This window comes from Christensenella hongkongensis (assembly GCF_000981035.1).
GTDB classification, from domain to species: domain Bacteria; phylum Bacillota; class Clostridia; order Christensenellales; family Christensenellaceae; genus Christensenella; species Christensenella hongkongensis.
The window spans coordinates 82166-101820 of record NZ_LAYJ01000076.1 but is presented as its reverse complement, the minus strand read 5'-3'; the positions used below and the strand labels follow the sequence as shown (position 1 = coordinate 101820).

The 19655-nt window shown below is 46.0% G+C and carries 19 protein-coding genes and 1 other RNA gene; 19 read left to right on the top strand and 1 reads right to left on the bottom strand.

Annotated features, from left to right (window positions below; translation table 11 throughout):
• The 16 genes from CHK_RS05060 to CHK_RS04990 all read left to right on the top strand — a co-directional run.
• Positions 1–219: 2-oxo acid dehydrogenase subunit E2 (locus tag CHK_RS05060; RefSeq protein WP_046442934.1), on the top strand; the 219-nt coding region annotated here is incomplete at its 5' end.
• 76 nt (positions 220–295) lie between these two features.
• Positions 296–1987, top strand: a complete 1692-nt coding sequence (gene lpdA / locus CHK_RS05055; protein WP_046442957.1) for a dihydrolipoyl dehydrogenase — start codon at positions 296–298, stop codon at positions 1985–1987.
• Between the two features lie 38 nt (positions 1988–2025).
• On the top strand, positions 2026–2472 hold the full coding sequence (locus CHK_RS15595) for a VOC family protein (protein WP_052740350.1): 447 nt from the start codon (positions 2026–2028) through the stop codon (positions 2470–2472).
• Between the two features lie 36 nt (positions 2473–2508).
• Positions 2509–3531, top strand: a complete 1023-nt coding sequence (locus tag CHK_RS05045; protein WP_046442933.1) for a Gfo/Idh/MocA family protein — start codon at positions 2509–2511, stop codon at positions 3529–3531.
• A gap of 16 nt (positions 3532–3547) precedes the next feature.
• Positions 3548–5545, top strand: a complete 1998-nt coding sequence (locus tag CHK_RS05040; RefSeq protein ID WP_046442932.1) for an oxidoreductase — start codon at positions 3548–3550, stop codon at positions 5543–5545.
• Positions 5546–5576: 31 nt separating this feature from the next.
• The gene (locus CHK_RS05035; protein ID WP_046442931.1) at positions 5577–6407 is read left to right on the top strand and encodes a sugar phosphate isomerase/epimerase family protein; all 831 of its coding nucleotides are present in this window, start codon (positions 5577–5579) and stop codon (positions 6405–6407) included.
• A gap of 24 nt (positions 6408–6431) precedes the next feature.
• Positions 6432–6878 carry a VOC family protein gene (locus tag CHK_RS05030; protein WP_046442930.1) on the top strand — a complete coding sequence of 149 codons (447 nt, stop codon included), beginning with the start codon at positions 6432–6434 and terminating at the stop codon, positions 6876–6878.
• 338 nt (positions 6879–7216) lie between these two features.
• Positions 7217–7861 carry a hypothetical protein gene (locus CHK_RS05025; RefSeq protein WP_046442929.1) on the top strand — a complete coding sequence of 215 codons (645 nt, stop codon included), beginning with the start codon at positions 7217–7219 and terminating at the stop codon, positions 7859–7861.
• Between the two features lie 40 nt (positions 7862–7901).
• The gene (gene dusB, locus CHK_RS05020; protein WP_242844866.1) at positions 7902–8894 is read left to right on the top strand and encodes a tRNA dihydrouridine synthase DusB; all 993 of its coding nucleotides are present in this window, start codon (positions 7902–7904) and stop codon (positions 8892–8894) included.
• Between the two features lie 152 nt (positions 8895–9046).
• Complete coding sequence (gene secG / locus CHK_RS05015) at positions 9047–9298, top strand: preprotein translocase subunit SecG (RefSeq protein ID WP_046442928.1); 252 nt, start codon at positions 9047–9049, stop codon at positions 9296–9298.
• Between the two features lie 94 nt (positions 9299–9392).
• A complete protein-coding gene (gene rnr, locus CHK_RS05010) occupies positions 9393–11474 on the top strand; it encodes a ribonuclease R (RefSeq protein ID WP_052740349.1) in 2082 nt (693 codons plus the stop codon).
• Positions 11475–11519: 45 nt separating this feature from the next.
• The gene (gene smpB / locus CHK_RS05005) at positions 11520–11966 is read left to right on the top strand and encodes an SsrA-binding protein SmpB (RefSeq protein WP_046442927.1); all 447 of its coding nucleotides are present in this window, start codon (positions 11520–11522) and stop codon (positions 11964–11966) included.
• Positions 11967–11990: 24 nt separating this feature from the next.
• Positions 11991–12374: a transfer-messenger RNA gene (gene ssrA / locus CHK_RS16050) on the top strand.
• A gap of 176 nt (positions 12375–12550) precedes the next feature.
• On the top strand, positions 12551–13882 hold the full coding sequence (locus CHK_RS05000) for a phosphoadenosine phosphosulfate reductase (RefSeq protein WP_046442926.1): 1332 nt from the start codon (positions 12551–12553) through the stop codon (positions 13880–13882).
• On the top strand, positions 13863–14396 hold the full coding sequence (locus CHK_RS04995; protein ID WP_046442925.1) for an IbrB-like domain-containing protein: 534 nt from the start codon (positions 13863–13865) through the stop codon (positions 14394–14396). The genes CHK_RS05000 and CHK_RS04995 overlap by 20 nt, the downstream gene beginning before the upstream one ends.
• Positions 14397–14588: 192 nt before the next feature.
• Positions 14589–14927, top strand: a complete 339-nt coding sequence (locus tag CHK_RS04990) for a hemerythrin family protein (protein ID WP_235843832.1) — start codon at positions 14589–14591, stop codon at positions 14925–14927.
• A gap of 575 nt (positions 14928–15502) precedes the next feature.
• On the opposite strand, the gene CHK_RS04985 is transcribed toward CHK_RS04990, so the two are convergent.
• On the bottom strand, positions 15503–15778 hold the full coding sequence (locus CHK_RS04985; protein WP_052740347.1) for an epoxyqueuosine reductase QueH: 276 nt from the start codon (positions 15776–15778) through the stop codon (positions 15503–15505).
• A 172-nt stretch (positions 15779–15950) separates the two neighbouring features.
• Here CHK_RS04985 and CHK_RS15590 point away from each other — a divergent pair, with 172 nt between their 5' ends.
• The 3 genes from CHK_RS15590 to CHK_RS04970 all read left to right on the top strand — a co-directional run bounded on the left by CHK_RS15590 (position 15951) and on the right by CHK_RS04970 (position 19645).
• Positions 15951–16775 (top strand): AraC family transcriptional regulator, encoded by an 825-nt coding sequence (locus tag CHK_RS15590; RefSeq protein ID WP_082103402.1) that lies wholly within the window; start codon positions 15951–15953, stop codon positions 16773–16775.
• A gap of 249 nt (positions 16776–17024) precedes the next feature.
• Entirely contained in the window at positions 17025–18077 is a 1053-nt protein-coding gene (locus tag CHK_RS04975) for a sugar ABC transporter substrate-binding protein (RefSeq protein WP_046442923.1), read from the top strand.
• 89 nt (positions 18078–18166) lie between these two features.
• Positions 18167–19645, top strand: coding sequence for a sugar ABC transporter ATP-binding protein (locus CHK_RS04970; RefSeq protein WP_046442951.1), 1479 nt, complete (start codon positions 18167–18169; stop codon positions 19643–19645).
• The last annotated feature ends 10 nt before the right edge of the window (positions 19646–19655 follow it).

The following is a 19655-nucleotide window of genomic DNA, read 5'->3' as shown; positions in this document are numbered from 1 at the left end:
CTGGACGAATTCACGGCGATTATCAATACGCCGGAATCGGGCATACTGGCACTGGGAGCGATCACCAAAACGCCGGTGGTAATCGGTGATGAAATTGTGATCAGGCCGATCATGTCGATGACGCTGACGTACGACCACAGGATCGTGGACGGCGCGCCGGCGGCACAGTTCCTGGGACGTGTGAAGCAGTATGTAGAGGAACCGACATTGATGCTGTAAAGCAAGCAAATACTCCTGTTATCCGGCTGCCGGGGGCAGCCGGATAACAAACAAAGGAAAACGAGGATTGGCGAAAATGGCAGAGAAAGTAATCATGCCCAAGCAGGGGCTGCAAATGACGGAAGGAACCATCATCAAATGGCTGGTGCCGGAAGGCGGAAAGTGCGTGGAAGGCGAACCGCTGTTTGAGATGGAAACAGATAAATTGACGATCACGATGGACGCGCCGGCAAGCGGGACGCTCCTTAAGATCGTAAAGGGCGAAGGCGAAGTGGTGCCGATCACAGAGCTGATAGCGGTGATTGGAGAGCCGGGCGAGGATATTTCGGCGCTCATCGGGGAAACGGGCGGAGCAGCGGCTCCGGCGGCGCAGGAAACGCCTGCGGCAGGCGGAATGGAAGAGTTTGACGTAGTGGTGATCGGCGGCGGCCCGGGCGGATATGTGAGCGCGATCCGCTGCGCACAGTACGGCAAAAAGACGGCGCTCGTTGAAAAGCGGGAGCTTGGGGGGACATGCCTGAACAGGGGATGTATCCCGACAAAGGCGCTGCTGCACACAGCGGAGCTGTATGAGGAAATGAAGGAATCAGGCGATACGCTGGGCATTAACGTAAAGGAAATGGCAGTGGATTACGCAAAGACAGCGGAGCGTAAGAACAGCGTGGTGAAGAAGCTGCGGATGGGAATTGCGGGGCTTGTGAAGGGGCGTAAGATTACGCTTTTGGAAGGACAGGCGGTATTGACCGGAAAGAACACCTTCAAGGTGGGAGACAGGGAATACAGCGCGAAAAACATCATACTGGCAACGGGCTCGGAGCCGGCGCGCGTGCCGATTCCGGGAGCGGACAAGGCTGGCGTGATGAACTCGGATGGCGTACTGGAGCTTACAAAGCTGCCGGAGTCTGCGGTGATCATTGGCGGAGGTGTGATCGGCATCGAGTTTGCGACGCTTTTAAGCGCATTTGGCAAAAAGGTGACGGTAGTGGAAATGCTGCCGCGCATCCTCAATGAAATGGATGAGGACGCAAGCGCGACGATGAAGAAGCTGCTGGAAAAGAAAGGCGTGGAAATCCACACGGGAGCGAAGGTGCTGGAGATCAGGGACGGTCTTAAGTGCGTCTTTGAAGAAGACGGCAAGCAGGGCGAAGCGGACGGCGAGATCGTAGTGATCGCGGTGGGCAGGCGGCCTGTGACACAGGATCTTGGGCTTGAGGCGGCGGGAGTCGCAAGCGAGCGGGGCTTTGTGCAGGTAGACGGGCAGATGCGTACAAACGTGCCGGGGATCTACGCGATCGGCGACATCACAGGAAAGATACAGCTTGCGCACGTGGCGAGCGCGCAGGGGCTTGTGGCGGCTGCGAATGTAAATGGCAAAAACGAAACGATGAAATATGATATTGTACCGGCATGTATTTATTCGAGCCCGGAGATTGCGAGCGTAGGACTGACGGAGGCGCAGGCAAAGGCGCAGGGGCTGCCGGTGAAGACAGGAAACTTTGCGACGGCGGGAAATGGCCGCAGCATGATCATGAACTGTACAGACGGCTTTGTAAAGCTGGTGACGCACAGCGAGACGGGAGAAATCCTTGGGGCGTGCATGGTGGCGCCGCGTGCGACGGATATGATCGGCGAGATTGCGGTTGCGATGAAGGCCGAGGCAACGGTGGAAGAGATTGCAGATACGATCCACGCGCATCCGACGGTGAGCGAGATGATCATGGAAGCCGCACACGATGTGGAAGGCCTTTGCTGCCATAAGTTAAGGTAATAAAAAGAAACTAAATAAAAAATATGAGAGGTGTAAAAATGAGAAAGGTTGTAACGTATAACCACATTGGTCTTGTAACTGAAAACTTAGAAAAAATTATTGATTTTTACTGCGGCCTGCTTGGCTTTAAGGTGGCTGCAAAATTTAGGGCGGATGATGAGGACAGCAGGAAGACGCTCAACCTTCCAGGTATGAGCCAGGACATAGTAATGCTGGAAAACGAGGACGGCTCGGTGGCGATGGAGCTATTGTATTATATCACCCCCAAAGCGCCGAGCACAGCGAGGCCGAGCGATTTTGCTTTCAATGACGTAGGGGTAAAACATTTCAGTGTATCAGTTGACGATATTGGAGAAATTTACCAAAAGCTTTCACAATATGATGGGAAAAGTGTTTCGGAGCCAATTTCGCATTCGGAAGGATTCACATTTATGCTTGTAAGGGATCCGGACGGAAATTATTGCGAAGTCAGACAATATAACTAAATAGACACAATGAAAACAACAGGAGGAAAAGAAATCATGGAAAAACTGAGAATTGCTTCAATTGGTGTGGGACGTATGGGAATTTGTCATGCTGAGACGGTTGCATTGCGTGTGCCGGACGCGGAGCTTGTGACGGTATGCGATCTGAATGAAGAGCTTGCAAGGTCTACTGCGCAAAGGCTGGGCGCGAGAAAATACACAACCGATTATCATGATGTAATGAATGACGAGGAAATTGATGCCGTGTTTATTACGAACACCTCTGCTGCGCACTGTGAGTGCATCAAGGCGGCCTGCGCTGCGAAAAAGCATATTTTTTGCGAAAAGCCGACGGGACTTACGTTTGATGAACTGGATGAAATAGACGAAGCTGTGGCGTCGAATAAAGGCAAAGTAATACAGGTGGCTTTTTTGAGACGGTTTGATAAATCGATGATGGATGCAAAGGCAAGAGTTGACCGTGGAGAAATTGGGGATGTGATTAAGGTAAAAAGCGTGACGAGGGATCCCGGCAAACACAGGGAATTTTTCGATCGTTTTCTACCGGGATCGGGTGGCATTTTCTTTGACCTGAACGTACACGATTTCGACCTTGCGAGATGGTTTGCAAATTCTGAGGTGGAAAAGGTGTTTGCGATTGGCGGGGTATACTCGTTTGAAGAATTTAAGGACTTTAACGACCTGGACGCTGATGCAGTTATGCTCCAGTTCCAAAACGGTGTGATGGCGGAAATTGAAGGTAACAGGCTGGCAACCTGCGGTTATGACGTTTGGCTGGAAGTAGTGGGGACAAAGGGTTCTATCACTGTAAATACAGGGATCAATTCATTTGTTACGGTGAAAGACGAATACGGTATGAGAAATGAATGCTGCCCGTGGTATTGGGAACGTTTTGGCGACGCATACGAGAGCGAAGTGTTTGCCTTTGTGGATGCCGTACAGACAGGCAAAGAAACTCCGTGTGGGACGACAGACGCAAGGCGTGTAGTAGAAATTGCAGATCTGGCAAAAAAATCGTTTGATGAAGGGACGTCTGTGTACAACCATTATCTGAAGTAAAGAATGGAGCCGGAAAATGGAGAAAAGAATTGAAGCGCTGTTCCAGCCAATCAAAATTGGGACATGCGAAATCAAAAACCGTATCGTACAGTGCCCAATGGATCCGGGACCAATCGTCGATTCAGACCGCAAGTTTGATTACCGTGCCAGGAACATACTGGAAGAAAGAGCGCGGGGGGGAGTTGGGTTGCTGATTACAGGAAGCATATATGTACTTACGCCGGAATGGGACTCTTTTGCTGATTACAGGGATGTATTTCTTGGACCTGCTACGGAAATGTGCAAAAACATCCACCAGTATGGGGCCAAGGTATTTGGTCAGCTTACAATTGGAGTGGGGAGATGTCAGTTTCTGACACCTGAAAATGTAAAGGATATTGACCGTAGCCGTCTTGTGGCTCCGTCTGACGGGGTTCCAAACGCATGGATGCCGGAAATAAAACATTCCGGTGTATCCAAAGACTGGATTGGCCATTTGCTTCAGTGTTTCAGGGATTCCGCAAAGCTTTTGAAAGATGCGGGATTTGATGGAATTGAGGTACACGCACTGCATGAGGGATATCTCCTGGATCAATTTGCGATTGAAAAATTTAACCACAGGACGGATGAATATGGCGGTACGCTTGAAAACAGGCTACGCCTTGCAAAGGAATTGCTGCAAGCTGTAAAAGACTCCTGTGGTGAGAAATTCCCAACCATAATGCGAATGAGTATGGAAAGCAAAATGAAGGGCCTGAACGATGGAGCACTGCCCGGGGAAAGATATGAAGAATACGGACGTTGCCGTGAAGAATCAAGAGAGATCGCCGTATTGCTTGAAAAAATGGGATATGATGCGATTGATGCGGACAACGGCTCAAACGACGCATGGTATTGGTCCCATCCACCTGTCTACATGCCGCATTTGTGCAATCTTGAGGATGTAGCATTTGTCAAGCAGGCCGTCAGAATTCCCATGTTCTGTGCCGGTAAAATGGACGATCCGTACAGGATTGCCAAGGCGATAGAGCAGGGGAAAATCGACTGTGCAAGTATTGGAAGGACGCTACTCGCCGAACCGGACTGGCCAAACAAGGTAAAGGAAGGACGAATGGAAGAAATACGTCCGTGTATTTCATGCCAAAGCGGCTGCTTTCGGATTGTATTTGGACAAAGCATGACCTGTGCTATCAACCCAAGGCTGGGAATGGCAAACGAGCGCGATTTCGGTAAAAGTGACCGTCCGGGGAGAATTGCTATTGTGGGCGGTGGTATTGGCGGTATGGAGAGCGCGAGAATTTGCAGCCTCAGAGGACATAAGGTAGACCTGTTTGAAAAGGACTCAAAACTGGGCGGTGTTTTTAATGCTGCGGCAATGCCTGCATGTAAGGCCTTTGACAGAAAGCTACTGGCATGGTATGAACACGAAATGGAGCGCTGTGGCATCATGATCCATCTGAACACAACAATATCCGCGGCAGAACTTGCGGCGAAAGGATATGACCGTGTGATTGCAGCCACGGGAAGCAAGGAACGCAGACTACCGATTCCGATGGATGTGGAAGCGGATATGCGTACCGCGATTGAGGCACTTTGCAGCCTTGATACGGTTGGTAAGCGTGCAGTGATCGTAGGGGGCGGGTTGACAGGATGTGAAATTGCCTACGAATTGGCTTTGAATGGAAGGAAGGTGAGCGTTGTAGAAATGCTTCCGGACATTTTGCAGACACCCTTCCTGAACCCTGCAAATTCAATGATGCTGCGCAATCTCCTGACGTATTACAAAGTGAATTTGTACAAAAATTCAAAGGTGGTATCTATTGGAAAAGAAGGCGTTTGTATTGAGAGCAAGGGAAAGCAGACAGAGATTCCAACCGATACGGTGGTCATTGCTGCAGGATATGTACCAAATCATACGCTGTTTGACGAACTCATAAAGCTTGGAGTAAATGCGTATAACATTGGCGACTCCAGAGAAGTTGGAAATTTGCTGTCGGTTGTAGAGAATGCTTACGACTGCGCAATGTCTTTTTGACAACAGGATAAAACAGAAAGGAAGAACAACAATGGACGTGAAGTTTGGGATTATCGATTTTGCCCTTCCGGGCAAACGAATCGGAAATATTAAGCTGGCGAGCGATATGGGGCTTAACGGTATACAGATCATTTATATCACGCCGGAAGACGAACCTTTTATGCTCGACTGGAAATGGCACAGGGATTATTATCTGGAGATGGGTGACAAATATAATGTAAAATTCCCTTCCGTAAATGTAAGCGATTTTGATTACACAGGTATGCTTCACCCCAAAAATACGGAAAAGGGAAAACTTGTCTATGATATTATCGACAGGACGATAGACATGGCCTCCTATATGAAAATGCAGATGGTATTATATCCCAGTTTTGGCGACGGTGAGATCAGGACGGAAGAAGAACTAGAAATTACTGCGGAGGCTCTGCGGTATGGCTGCGATGAAGCGGCAAAGCATGGAATGGATGTTACATCGGAAAACACGCTCTCACCGGAATGGACGTTGAAACTTGCAAAGCTTGTGGACAGACCAAATTTCTCAATCTCCTACGATACGCAGAATTATTGGAGGGTGGCGAGGCTCGATCAGCTTGAAGTAATCGATTTCCTGTACAAAAATGATCTTTTGTATCCTGAGATACATGTAAAGGACGGGATAGATAGTGTTATCAGCTCTCAGTTGATTGGAGACGGAAACGCCAACGTACCGGGTTCGCTCGAATATCTTAAAAACATCAACTACGACGGATGGCTCTATCTGGAAAATTACTACAGCAAAAAACCGTTGTGTGAACGTGGCGGGGATATTTTTGACCTGCTCAGGCAGGACGTCAAAAGAATGAAAGGTGCCTTTGAAGAATAAAGGCTGGGAGAGAAGGAGAAAAACATGGGAAAAGTAATTGGACTCAACCACATGGGAATCGTGGTGGAGGATTTGGAAAAAATGAAAGCCTTTTTTACTGGCGTTCTGGGATTCAGTGTGGAACGAGAATATGGTTGCAAGGATGATGATTTTTGCAAAGGAATTGGCCTTGGAGACGCCCGGATTAAGATAGCCGAGCTTTGTTATGCCGACCAGAGCCCGGCAATGAAGCTGCTATCCTATGAATCGTGCAAGTCGTCGAATACACAGCGCCCAAAAGATTTTATGATCAATGACACAGGATTGCATTACAGCCTTGAGGTCAGAGGAATCGACGAAATCTACGAAAAGCTTACAGACGCGGGCTTGGAATGCTTGAGCCCGCCGTTCTGGAGGGAGAGTGGAAATTCCTATTTGTTCTGCAGGGATCCGGAAGGAAATTTCTGTGAAATGGTTCAGTGTGGAAAATGAATCAAGTGGTTAAAAAAACGGCTGGAAGAATCCAGCTGTTTTTTGCTATTGGATTTGGAAAATGATCATTTGCCCAAACAGTACTTGAAGGCTGGACGATGCTCTGATACAATAATTAGGAGTATAAGTCATGATCCCCATCATTAGAGGTTTGACAGGCAAATGGCGGGGAAAGGAACGACAGAATCAGGCTGGTATTGTTTTCATCGGACGCAAAGGACTGTGCAGCTACAGATTTCGATGAGACGCAGGGATGGTTTTATGCCCGATACAGCAAGACCTTGCAAAATAAAGGGGGAAACGCGGTATGGAGTACTTCCAGCCGCTTCAAGTGAAATATGACAAAAGAAGGCGGAATCAAGACGGCAAAGGGTTTTTTGTTCGTATTGTCACGGATTGCGATTGTAATTGTTGTAATTGCGCTTGTTATTGTCGCATTTTATGCGGCAATGAACACCATGAATATCCGTATGGTAGCAAAGGATGCCTTTACGCAGAGAGCTACGGCGGTTTTAATGGATGACGAGGACGGGACGAACAAAGAGCTTTTGAGCCGCTTTTTCACAGAGTATTATTTGAGCGCCGATTCGTTGTTGCATGGATCGGCATATGATGATTTTACAATTACCAATTATTACCAGCGTACGGATGTAGACGGTACGATCGTGTGGCCGTGGCAGGATCGCGCAACGATTAACGTGGATGACCTGGTGACGGATATTGCCGGAACGCCGATCGTTCAGGATGAAGCGGCGGCGCAGGAGGGCCTGGAAATTACGCAGAAGCCCCCGGAATGGCAAAACGGAACCTATGAGGTAACGCTGGTTAAGGAAGACAATACCTGGAAAATAGACGGTATTAAGTTTGTGAAGGCTGTGGAGCCGACTGTAACAACCAGCCCTTCGGCAGTGGCAAGCCCTTCCGCAAGCGCGTCACAGGCTGCGGATGAGCCGGAGGACGGCGAAACGGCGCAGCAGGAATAAAGCGGAAAATAAGAGGGCATACAAAGGGATATTCTTTTGTATGCCTGTTTTTTTGACGGGAATGGACGATATGGAAATACCAAAAGTTTACCTTGCACCGATGGCGGGCGTAACGGATGCGGCGATGCGTGAGGTATGTATTGAGTGCGGCGCGCAAATGACCGTTACGGAGATGGTCAGCGCGAAAGGAATTATGTACAAAAATGCACATACCAAAGAGCTTCTCTCGCTTAGCAAGCTTGAAAAGCGGGTGGTGGTTCAGCTTTTTGGGCGGGAACCGCAGACGGTTGCAGATACGGCTAAAAAAATATGTGATTCGATGGGCGAACGGTTGTTTATGATAGATATCAATATGGGTTGCCCTGCGCCAAAGATTGTAAACAACGGCGAAGGGAGCGCGCTCATGAAGGAACCGATTTTGGCGGGAGAGATTATTTCTGCTGTCAAAAAGGCGTCGGATGTACCTGTCAGTGTCAAATTTCGCGCAGGGTTCAGTAACCGTGATAAAAACGCTGTAGCCTTTGCAAAAACAGCCGAGGATGCGGGAGCGGATGTACTTGCGGTACATGGAAGAACGCGCGAACAGTATTACAGTGGAAAGGCAGACTGGGATATTATCGCTGAAGTGAAGCGGGCCGTACAGGCAAAGGTGATTGGTAACGGCGATATTTTTACGGCACAAGATGCTGTGGGGCTGCTTGAAAAAACAAAGTGCGACGCGGTGATGGTAGCGCGCGGCGCGCAGGGGAATCCTTTTTTGTTCACGCAGATCAGGGAATTGCTTGAAACAGGATGCGTCAAAACAATTCCAACAGAGGAGCAAAAAATAAGGATGTGCCTGAGGCAGGCCCGTCTGGCTGTAGACCAAAAGGGCGAAACGCTTGCGATCAAACAAATGCGTGGACACGCTTCCCATTATATAAAGGGAATGAAGCATGCGGCGCGTTTGCGTACCGAGGTAGTCCGGGCTGATACTTATGCGCAGCTCGAGGAAATATTGACCGGCATATTACGGCCAATGGATGAAACTTAGCGCGTAGCGAAACGCAATTATGTATGCTTTATAGCAGTTTTGGTAAATATTGGTTGTGTAACCATTTAATCAACTGCAATAAAAAATAAGTTGCATTTAAAGCTGTTTCATGGTATTATACTGCTGTTACGTATTTTAATCGGAGGTTTGTCATGGAGGTATTATCTCTTATCATAAAAATAGTGTTGGTAGCTTTCTCTATTTTCCTGATTGTGGTGGTTCTGCTGCAGTCTGGTGCGAAAACAGGGGTGCCCGGTGCGATCGGCGGCGGTGCGGAAGCTATGTGGGGTAAAAAGAAGGCCCGTGGGATGGAAGCGACGTTGGTGCGGCTTACAAGAATTGCCGCGATCGGTTTCATGATATTGGCTGTATTGCTTGTGGTCATGCAAAAGTATTGGATGTAAGCAAAAATGAGAATCAAAAGCACCCACGCAGGGGTGCTTTTTTTATGGCTGGATCATACGGAATGCGTATGACCGGAAGGACAGGAGAATTTATTTGATAGAAAAAGAACGGATATTGCAGATGATCGGCGACCGGATTTATGCAGATCCAAAGATGATGGCGCAGGATTTGGAAGTCCCGGAGGAGGAACTGCGGGAAGAGCTTGGCGCGCTGGAAAAAGAGAATGAGGTCGCAAAGACAAAAAGCGGGAAATATGCGCTGGCAAGCACGATGGGGTTGTTTAAGGGAGTTCTTGACTGTAAACAGGGCGGTTTTGCGTTCCTGAGAACGCCGGAGGGCATGGACGATATCTTTGTAGCGCCTTCGCATAAGGGCGGTGCGTTCAGCGGGGAAGAGGTGCTTGTAAAACTTTCGAAGCACCAGCAAGAGGGGAAGCATCTGGAAGGAAAGGTAATCAAGGTGCTTTCACCGCTGCCCGTAGAGACGGTTGGGACTGTTCAGGCAAAAAATGGGACTGTATTTGTTGTGAGCGACGATTCGGCAATCGACGATATCTACGTTCCCAAAAGCAAAACAATGAAGGCCAAAAACGGCCAAAAGGTAGTGATCAGCGTAACGCGTCGCGCACAGAATGGAAAAAGCCCGGAAGGTAAAATTACTGAAATACTTGGACGAGCGGGAGACGCGGGCATCGATATCCTTGCATATGCGCGGCGGTTTGGACTGGTATCCGATTTTCCTGAGGATTGCGCGCAGCAGGCGCGTGAGCTGACAGGCGGGGAAAAGGATTTGAAGAACCGGCTGGACCTGCGCGATGAAATGATTGTGACGATTGACGGCGACGACGCAAAGGATCTTGACGACGCGGTATCGCTGCGCCTTCTGGATAATGGAAATTATGAACTGGGCGTCCATATTGCGGACGTAAGCCATTATGTACGCGAGGGAACGCCACTTGACAGGGAGGCGCTCCGGCGCGGCACGAGCGTTTATCTGGTGGACAGGGTTGTGCCAATGCTTCCAAAGGAATTGTCCAATGATTTATGTTCGCTCAATGCAGGCGAGGATAAGCTTACGCTTTCCTGCCTGATGGAAGTCAACGCGCGTGGAGATATAGTCAGCCAGCGTATTGAGAATAGTGTGATTCGTTCCAGGCATCGCCTGACTTACAATGGCGTGAACCGTCTTCTGGCCGGGGACGCGCAGGAAAATGAGGCGTATGCGGATATTGCCGGGATGCTGCGAAGCATGAATTCGATTGCCAAGACGCTTCGTGAAAGACGCTTTGAGAAGGGGAGCATTGATTTTAATATCGATGAAGCTGAGATCATATTAGGAGATAACGGCGTGCCCGTAGATGTTCGAGTCAGAAAACGCGGAGATGCGGAAAAGCTGATAGAGGAATTTATGCTTCGGGCGAATATCACAGTTGCAGAGTTATATCATTATATGGATATACCGTTTTTATACCGTATCCACGAACAGCCGGATGCAGACAGAATGAAGGAGCTTGCGATTTTTCTTGGGAATTTTGGTATCCACCTGAAGGGATTCCAAAACATTCATCCGCACGCGATTCAGGACGTGTTGGAGAAGGTTGCCGGTACGACAGAGGAAACGATTGTAAATACAGTGACGCTGCGGGCGCTTAAGAAAGCGCGGTACGCAACGGAGCCGGTTTCGCATTTTGGGCTCGCGGCAGATCAGTACTGCCATTTTACATCGCCTATCAGGCGATATCCGGACTTGCAGGTGCACCGTATTATCAAAGCGACGATAGAGGGCAGGATGAATGAGGGATATATTCGCCATTTGTGCAGCATACTGCCGGAGGTAGCGCAGCACACCAGCGCCCGCGAACGTAACGCAATCGAAGCGGAACGCGCAGTAACGAACCTGAAAATGGCAGAGTACATGAAGGAGCATGTTGGCGAGGTATACGAGGCAGTTGTATCGGGAGTGACTCGCTTTGGGATTTTTGCGGAGCTTAAAAACACGATAGAGGGCATGATTCCATTGGCGCGGCTTGATGATGATTACTATGAATACTATGAAAAAGAATACTGTGTGATCGGCGAACATACAAAAAAACGGATTACGCTTGGTGATAAGATCAGCATCAAGGTGGTATCCGCAGATGTGGCTTTGGGGAAAATAGAATTTACCTTTGCATAAACTTGGGTTATAATAGTAATAGAGAATGTGATAAGAGGAAGCGGCATGGCGGCAGGAGAGAAGGTGCTTGCGCAGAATAAAAAGGCGTGGCATGAATATTTCATAGAGGATAAGTACGAAGCAGGAATCGAGCTTGTGGGCACGGAAGTAAAATCGTGCCGTATGGCGAGGGTAAACCTGCGGGATTCTTATGTAAATATTCATGGAGCGGAGGCGTTTGTCAATAATTTACACATCAGCCCCTACGAAAAGGGAAACATTTTCAACAGGGATCCGCTGCGTGTCAGAAAGCTGCTGCTTCACAAAAAAGAAATCACAAGGTTATTGGGGCTTACCGCGCAAAAGGGATACACGCTGATTCCGCTGCGGATGTATTTAAAGCGGGGCAAGGTCAAGATTGAGATCGGCGTCTGCCGCGGAAAGCATTTGTACGATAAACGGCAGGATCTCAAGGAAAAGGCAATCAAGCGGGATATGGAGAGAAGATTTTAAGGAAAACAATTAAAAATTTCATATGGGGATGTACTGGTTTCGACGGGGGCATTTGTAAAGGCAATAAGCAAGCCGCAGTTGAGTACTCTGCGTTAAAAAGATTCACCTAAATATAAATGCTAAAACAAACAAAACTGCAGAGGTGGGTTCTCCCGCTCTGCTCGCTGCTTAATTAAATAAGCGGCCTTCTGACCTTTCCTTTCCTGTTTGGGAAAGAATCGGGAGCTAATTTAAAACAGGCTACTATGCTGCCAAAGCTTTGAGGCGGCATGGATTTTATGAAGCTACTTCTTCCTGAATTTTGTGGTTTGGGGTCTTGAAGAGGGAATTTTACAAAAACCAATAAGCTTGTAGAAAGTTGCCCGGGCAGGCTTTCGGACAGGGGTTCGACTCCCCTCATCTCCACCAAGTCTTACTGACAAAATAGCTGGATTTCTAAAAAAGCCTATAACAATGGGCTTTTTTAGGCTTCGAAACACAGAACAAAAAAAGTATGTTTTCCATAGCTGGATTTCAAATTTTCATATTTTTTCTAAAATATTAGTATAATATTTAATTAAAAAATGTATCGGATGAGCGGAAATATGAAAAAGGAATATCAATCTGTCAGTGTGTATGACGCTTTACAGGAACGGCTTGAATATATATTCCAAGAATTTGATAATATTTATGTTTCTTTCAGCGGAGGGAAAGACAGTGGGCTGCTGCTTAATCTTGTGATGGATTTCAAACGGAAATATTACCCTGACCGTATTGTTGGTGTTTTCCATCAGGATTTCGAGGCGCAATATACGCTGACAACACAGTACATTGAACGAACCTTCCAAAATTTATGGCCCGAGACCAAAAATCTATATTGGGTATGCCTGCCAATGGCGACGAGGACGGCGCTCAGCAGCTATGAAATGTACTGGTATCCGTGGGATGATACTAAAAAGAAGCTGTGGGTGCGCGATATGCCGGACCACCCTTATGTCATCAATTTAGACCATCCATTCGATCATTATCGCTACCGGATGCATCAGGAAGACCTTGCAAAGCAGTTCGGACGTTTTTATAAAGAGCAGCATGGGAATAAGAAAACGGCCTGCTTATTGGGCCTGCGGGCGGATGAATCATTACAGCGGTATAGTGGATTTTTGAATAAAAAATATGGATATAAAGGTGAATGCTGGATCTCCAAACAATTCAAGGATGTGTGGTGTGCCTCTCCCTTGTATGATTGGTCGACGAGCGACGTTTGGATTGCGAATTACCGGTTTGATTACGATTATAACGGTCTTTATGATATGTATTACAAAGCTGGATTAAAGCCGGACCAGATGAGGGTTGCTTCGCCGTTCAGCGACGCTGCAAAAGAAAGCCTGAACCTGTACCGGGTGATCGATCCTGTGATCTGGACAAAGCTGGTAGGAAGGGTGCATGGGGCAAATTTTGGCGCTATATACGGCAAAACAAAAGCAATGGGATATCGGAATATTACGCTGCCGGAGGGACACACATGGAAAAGCTATACTTATTTTTTGCTGGAGACTTTGCCCAAAAGGCTACGAAATAACTATATCAAAAAATTTAACGCATCTATAGAATTTTGGCATAAGACGGGCGGCGGACTGTCGGAAGAGACGATAAGGGAACTAAAGGAGAACGGATACAAAATCAAACGAAATGGAGTTTCCAACTATACTTTGGATAAAAAGTCCCGGATTGTTTTTTTAGGGAGACTTCCAGACCATACGGACGATATCAAAAGTACCAAGGATGTGCCAAGCTGGAAACGGATGTGTTATTGTATTTTGAAAAATGACCATGTCTGCCGCTTTATGGGATTTGGATTGGCCAGGCAGGAGCAAAAACGAGTGGAAATGATCAGGAAAAAATATGGAGGATTTATCGATGAGCAAACAAGACTTTAAGAGTCCGGCGTATCAGGTCATTCCAGTGCCGATTGAAAAAGTGATTCCGAATACATATAATCCGAATAAAGTAGCGCCGCCGGAGATGAAGCTATTATATGACAGCATCAAAGAGGATGGTTATACCATGCCCGTCGTATGCTATTATGAAAAGACAGCGGATAGATATGTGATCGTAGATGGGTTCCACAGGTACCAGGTCATGATGAATTATCCGGATATTTATGAGCGGGAACATGGTATGCTGCCGGTTTCCGTGATCGATAAACCTTTATCAAAACGAATGGCAAGCACTGTCCGGCATAACCGTGCACGGGGCTCTCATGATGTGGACCTGATGAGCAATATTATCAAGGAGCTGCACGAGATTGGGCGTTCTGACGCATGGATATCCAAACATTTGGGAATGGATAAGGATGAGATTTTACGCTTGAAGCAAATAACAGGGCTTACCGCATTGTTCCGTGATGTTGAATTTGGGAGGGCGTGGAAACCGGCGGAGGAAACAGAATAGATATATACCGGCAATCAAACAGAACCCGTATTCCAAAGATACATATATGAAAGAGAAATGATACAATAAAACGAAAACAGGTATAAAAAAACGGGCACAGCCCATATAAATTTTATCCGTTTACTTGCTATAATTGAGAGTATGTTCAGCAAAAAAACTCTCTGCAATTCAACTACACTAGTAAAATACCATTTGATTGACAGTGAACACAGGCAGCTTTTTCAGGCGATTAGTAATTTGCTGGACGCTTGTTCCCAGGGAAAAGGGCGCACGCAAATAGAGACCACGATTCAGTTCCTGAATAATTATGTGGGTAAGCATTTTTCCGGCGAAGAACGTCTGCAGATGGAAAGCAAATATTCGGATTACCCAGCGCACAAAAGATTCCGTGATGGATATAAGCAGAAAATGGCACAAGTGACTAACGAATTAACAGTAAATGGGGTAAATGTCTCATCTGTTGACAAGGTGAATGAAGCAGCAGGACTTTTGGTCGCACATATACATACAGAGGACAAACGATTGGCATAACACATAAAGTCCGCCAAGTAAGAAGGGATGAGCTGGGCGCAGGACACAAAGGGAGAAAGCCGCTCGTTTCCAGTAAGAAGGCATAATGAAAGCGGTTGGGGAATTTTATGCTCTCCAACCGCTTTTTGTAATTGAACCCCACGCTAAGCGTGGGGTTCCGTAAAGCTTAAAGCTATGAGAGAGAAAACCTCCGTTTGCTAAAATAAATTTGCGGACTGACAAACTGCAAAAAAGAAGCAAAGGGAGGTTTTCAAAATGAATGATAAAAAAAGCTTAGCACATACAAAATGGAACTGCAAATATCATATCGTATTGGCAATAGTATATTGAATAACACAAATCCGGTGATATATCGAAAGTGTAAAATAATGTATCATCTGAATTTGCCGTATCGTGAAATGTGTAATTTAGATCACTATAGCATTGGCACCAAAGTATAGAAGACAGGTGTTTTATGGAGAAAAAAGAAGAGAAGTTGGAGAAATATTGATGACAAGATGGGAGATCGGTTGAGGAGCCCATTTAAGGACAACCCATTTATGGATAGCAAGTAACGAATATGCAAATGTCAGGCCCTATATGTGCCTGTTTAGGCATTGCTGGTAGCCCGCATATGAAATACCTCCGGCGTAGCGGGGGGATATTTGAAGCCCGTAGTGATCCTGTAAAAGCAGCCCGGCGCCAATCTCTTCTGCATAACCGATCATGGCGCCCCTGCGGGAGCAGTACTCCGTAACGGGATGAATATTGGGATTATACCAAAAAAGCGTTGGCTCCAATCCCTCTTCGCGGAGGGCTTCAATATATTTGGTCGAACAGGGAGCACAACAAACATGAAGCAGTAATTTCATACAATTCCCCCTTTCACAAGTTATTTTATACAGTATCCAGCATCAAGAAAAGCGAGGCCTGTGGCAAGTGGAATCGTTTATGGCTGCTGTTTTCCGAGCGGGATATTTACATGGCATAAATAGTTCGATATAATTATATAAAAAACAGAAAACGGTTTCATATGAAAGAAAAATGAGTGGGGAAAACAGTATGATAGACCAGAAACTTTTCAATGAGATGATGAATAAAATGGAAAACACACTGAATGAGGGAAAAATTGATGTGATTTTATGTGAAAAGTTGGATAAACAAGCACTTGAATCACGCTTAGTAGAACATGCGTCTGAATACGGACAGATAATCTATCTGTTGAATGGAGCAATGGAATGCGAATGCAAAGACGGAAAACAAAAAGAGGTACATGCCAACGAGAGTATCCTGATCCCGCGGGGAATGCCGCACTGTATTAGAAATATAAGCAGTGAGGATTTTTTGACGATCTATGTTCAGTTTCAAACAAACCATTTCGAAATTTCCCGCTGCATTCATATTTGTGACAGAAATTTAAGAATCCTGTGGATTTTAGAAACTTTAAGAGATGAACTCAAATGTGAATACCGTTCCGCAATGATTGGACGTTATCTTTTTGGAACTGCTTTGCTGATGATGATAAAGATGCAGTTTGAAAAAGAAACTAAAATTTCAACATTTGACAAGGCAGTTTTGTATTTACGTACGAATATCAATGGAAAGATCAATATCGAAGAGCTTGCAAAGACGCTTTTTGTCAGCCCTTCTTATCTGTGCAGGTTATTTCAAAAGCGTGTGCATATGACAATCATGGGTTACTTGTGCAGCATGCGTATTAATGAAGCCATGCAATATCTGGAAGAAACAAATTATGGAATTGAAGAGATTGCCTTCAAAGTTGGATTTTCTTCCCCAAAATATTTCACGAAGAAGTTTAAAGAAGTGGTTGGTATGACGCCGTCTGCATTCAGGAAAAAATTCGAATAAAAATCAAATTTAAAAATCTGAGCCGTGTTTCATATGATAGGTTCAATAAAATATACTTTTTGTTCAATAATAGGCATTTTATTTACATAAAAACTATAATATAATTTCATACATAAATATAAACACTTGCGAAAATAAAAATCTATTTCTCAAGTCTTCATTCTATAATTCACAAAAGTAAATACAGTTTAAAGGCGCAGATAAAATAGCTGTTGTCTTTATAAATATAATTATTTTAGGAGGAATAAAATGAAAAAAAGTATTGCAGTATTGATTTCTGTCTTATTGGTTGTCTCGCTTTGTCTGGTAGGGTGTAGTGGAGGCGGTTCTGGCACTGTAGCAAGTCAGGATCAGCCTGCAGAAAAAAGTGCTGCGGCAACGGAAGCCACTGCAACGGAATCTGCGGAAACGTCCGCAAGTGCAGCCGGCAACGCGGCATCTGGAAATGAAGATCTGTTAGTCTTTATTGCCGATACGACAAACGAATCCCAAGGGTACTCCGCAAAACAATTTGAAAAATATGGAAGCGAATATGGTTTTCAGGTAAAAATTATGTCAGATGAAGGAGACGCCCAGAAACAATCCACGGCGATTGGCAATGCTGTTACGGCAGGGGCAAAAGTAATCTTTGTAAATCCGTGCGATATCAATGCAATTGTTCCCGCATTGCAGAGTGCGAAGGATGCTGGTGTGAAAATTGGTTTATATTCTTCTGATTTAGCTGAAGAAAATGCTTCCGTGCGTGATTTCTTTGTAGGAGCGAACGATGACGATGCTGGAAAATTCGCGGCAGAGGCATTCAATAAAAAGTTTCCGGATGGAGCCAAAATTGTCGAGGTAATGGGGCAGACCGGTCACGACGCACAGATCAAACGCCACAGTGGTTTTGACAAGTATAAGAACGATAATATTGAAGTACTGGACAGCAAAGGTGTAACGCAATGGGCGACAGCTGAAGCCATGGCAATCATGGAAGATTTCATTGTGAAGTACGGGGATGAAATACAGGGTGTTTTTTGCCACTGGGATAATGGAGCGACGGGCGTTATCGAAGCGCTAAAATCCGCGGGGATGAATGACGTATATGTCGTGGCGGTTGACGGATGTAAAGCAGGGTTTGACCAGGTTGAGTCAGGGAAACAATCTGTAACAATCATGCAGAACTTTGTAACAATGGCTCAAAAAGCTATGGAAGTAGCGCGCAACGCAATTGATGGCAAGGATTTCGAAGTCGTAAACTACATTGATTTTGACGTAGTTACAAAAGATAATATTAAGGATTTTGAAGTCCCGGAATGGTAAGCTTTGGGCATTGAGGGATTGGCAAGACTCGCTCCGGTTAAGCTGTACGGAGGCGAGTCTTGCTTTTCAAAACAAATGGAGGGAAAAACATGGAAAAGGATAAAGAACCGATTTTAATCATCGAAGATGTCAACAAGTCGTTTCCAGGTGTTAAGGCTCTCAATCATGTATCCCTTGAAGTAGGGAGAGGGATTGTCCACGGGATCATCGGCGAAAACGGAGCAGGAAAATCTACTTTGATGAAGATTCTATCCGGCGTATATACGAAGGATTCCGGCACAGTGATATTTGATGGAAATACGATTGAACATACGACTCCTATTCAATCACTGAATATGGGCCTGAGCATCATATATCAGGAACTTAATTTAGTTAACAGTATGAGTGTAGGCGAAAATATTTTTCTTGGAAGATTTAAAGAGCTAAATGGGATGAAGGGTGTTCACAGGCAAGCAAAAGAGCTTCTTGACAGCATTGGATGTAAAATAAACACCTATACGCTTGTGGAAAAACTGAGCGTCTCGGAAAAGCAAATGGTGGAAATCGCAAAAGCGTTATCATTTCGTTCTAAGCTAATTATCATGGACGAACCGAGCAGCAGTTTAACGGATGAAGAGTTGGAGGGCCTGTACCAGATCATTGAGGGATTAAAACAAAAAGGAATTGCAATTATTTATATCAGTCATAAAATGGATGAAATTTTCAGGCTGTGTGAAACTGTTACGATCATGCGTGATGGCAACGTAATAGAGACAAACAGGATAGGGGCATACACCCGGGAAGATATTATTGCGAAGATGGTGGGCCGCTCTATTGAAATGGAGTTCCCGGAAAGGCCAAGGAGCCAGGGAAATGTGCTTATGGAGGTAAACCATCTTAATTCCCATAAACTGCATGATATTTCCTTTCAAATCAAATGCGGCGAAATATTGGGCCTTGTCGGGCTTGTCGGTGCCGGGAGGAGCGAGATCGTCCGTGCTATTTTTGGTGCAGATAAGGTGAAAGGCCATACGATCAAGATGGCGGGGAGACCTGTAAATATCCGCAGGCCAGCAGATGCCATTAAGGCCGGTATTGCATTTGTACCAGAGGACAGGAAGGAGGAGGGCCTTGTGTTGCCATTCAGTGTGGAACAGAATATTTCAATGGCCGCCTTGAAAAACATAAGCCCAAACAGCTTTGTGAATAAAAGCAGAGAACAGGAAATGGCAAGGGAGCAAATCAAGGCGCTGGAGATAAAGACACCCTCTGAAAAGACCAAGGTGGTCAGTCTTTCCGGCGGGAACCAACAGAAGTGCATTCTGGCACGCTGGCTCGAGATGAAGCCTAAGGTCCTTATATTGGACGAGCCTACGAAGGGGATCGACGTTGGCGCGAAATACGAGATTTATCTTCTGATGAAACAAATCGCAGAAAGCGGCAGCGCTATTATTCTGATATCCTCCGAGCTACCCGAAGTATTGAATATGAGCAACAGGGTACTGACGGTCAGCGAAGGAAAAATTACCGGTGAATTCAACCCTGAGGGAATCAGTGCTGAAGTAATCATGAAAAGTGCTTTGGCATAATGATGGGAGG

What these genes read in the sequence shown, in the direction of transcription:
- lpdA (WP_046442957.1), top strand. Translation starts at nt 296, where the DNA reads ATGGCAGAGAAAGTAATCATGCCCAAGCAGGGGCTGCAAATGACGGAA.
- CHK_RS15595 (WP_052740350.1), top strand. Translation starts at nt 2,026, where the DNA reads ATGAGAAAGGTTGTAACGTATAACCACATTGGTCTTGTAACTGAAAAC.
- CHK_RS05045 (WP_046442933.1), top strand. Translation starts at nt 2,509, where the DNA reads ATGGAAAAACTGAGAATTGCTTCAATTGGTGTGGGACGTATGGGAATT.
- CHK_RS05040 (WP_046442932.1), top strand. Translation starts at nt 3,548, where the DNA reads ATGGAGAAAAGAATTGAAGCGCTGTTCCAGCCAATCAAAATTGGGACA.
- CHK_RS05035 (WP_046442931.1), top strand. Translation starts at nt 5,577, where the DNA reads ATGGACGTGAAGTTTGGGATTATCGATTTTGCCCTTCCGGGCAAACGA.
- CHK_RS05030 (WP_046442930.1), top strand. Translation starts at nt 6,432, where the DNA reads ATGGGAAAAGTAATTGGACTCAACCACATGGGAATCGTGGTGGAGGAT.
- CHK_RS05025 (WP_046442929.1), top strand. Translation starts at nt 7,217, where the DNA reads ATGACAAAAGAAGGCGGAATCAAGACGGCAAAGGGTTTTTTGTTCGTA.
- dusB (WP_242844866.1), top strand. Translation starts at nt 7,902, where the DNA reads ATGCCTGTTTTTTTGACGGGAATGGACGATATGGAAATACCAAAAGTT.
- secG (WP_046442928.1), top strand. Translation starts at nt 9,047, where the DNA reads ATGGAGGTATTATCTCTTATCATAAAAATAGTGTTGGTAGCTTTCTCT.
- smpB (WP_046442927.1), top strand. Translation starts at nt 11,520, where the DNA reads ATGGCGGCAGGAGAGAAGGTGCTTGCGCAGAATAAAAAGGCGTGGCAT.
- CHK_RS05000 (WP_046442926.1), top strand. Translation starts at nt 12,551, where the DNA reads ATGAAAAAGGAATATCAATCTGTCAGTGTGTATGACGCTTTACAGGAA.
- CHK_RS04995 (WP_046442925.1), top strand. Translation starts at nt 13,863, where the DNA reads ATGAGCAAACAAGACTTTAAGAGTCCGGCGTATCAGGTCATTCCAGTG.
- CHK_RS04985 (WP_052740347.1), bottom strand. Translation starts at nt 15,778, where the DNA reads ATGAAATTACTGCTTCATGTTTGTTGTGCTCCCTGTTCGACCAAATAT.
- CHK_RS15590 (WP_082103402.1), top strand. Translation starts at nt 15,951, where the DNA reads ATGAGTGGGGAAAACAGTATGATAGACCAGAAACTTTTCAATGAGATG.
- CHK_RS04975 (WP_046442923.1), top strand. Translation starts at nt 17,025, where the DNA reads ATGAAAAAAAGTATTGCAGTATTGATTTCTGTCTTATTGGTTGTCTCG.
- CHK_RS04970 (WP_046442951.1), top strand. Translation starts at nt 18,167, where the DNA reads ATGGAAAAGGATAAAGAACCGATTTTAATCATCGAAGATGTCAACAAG.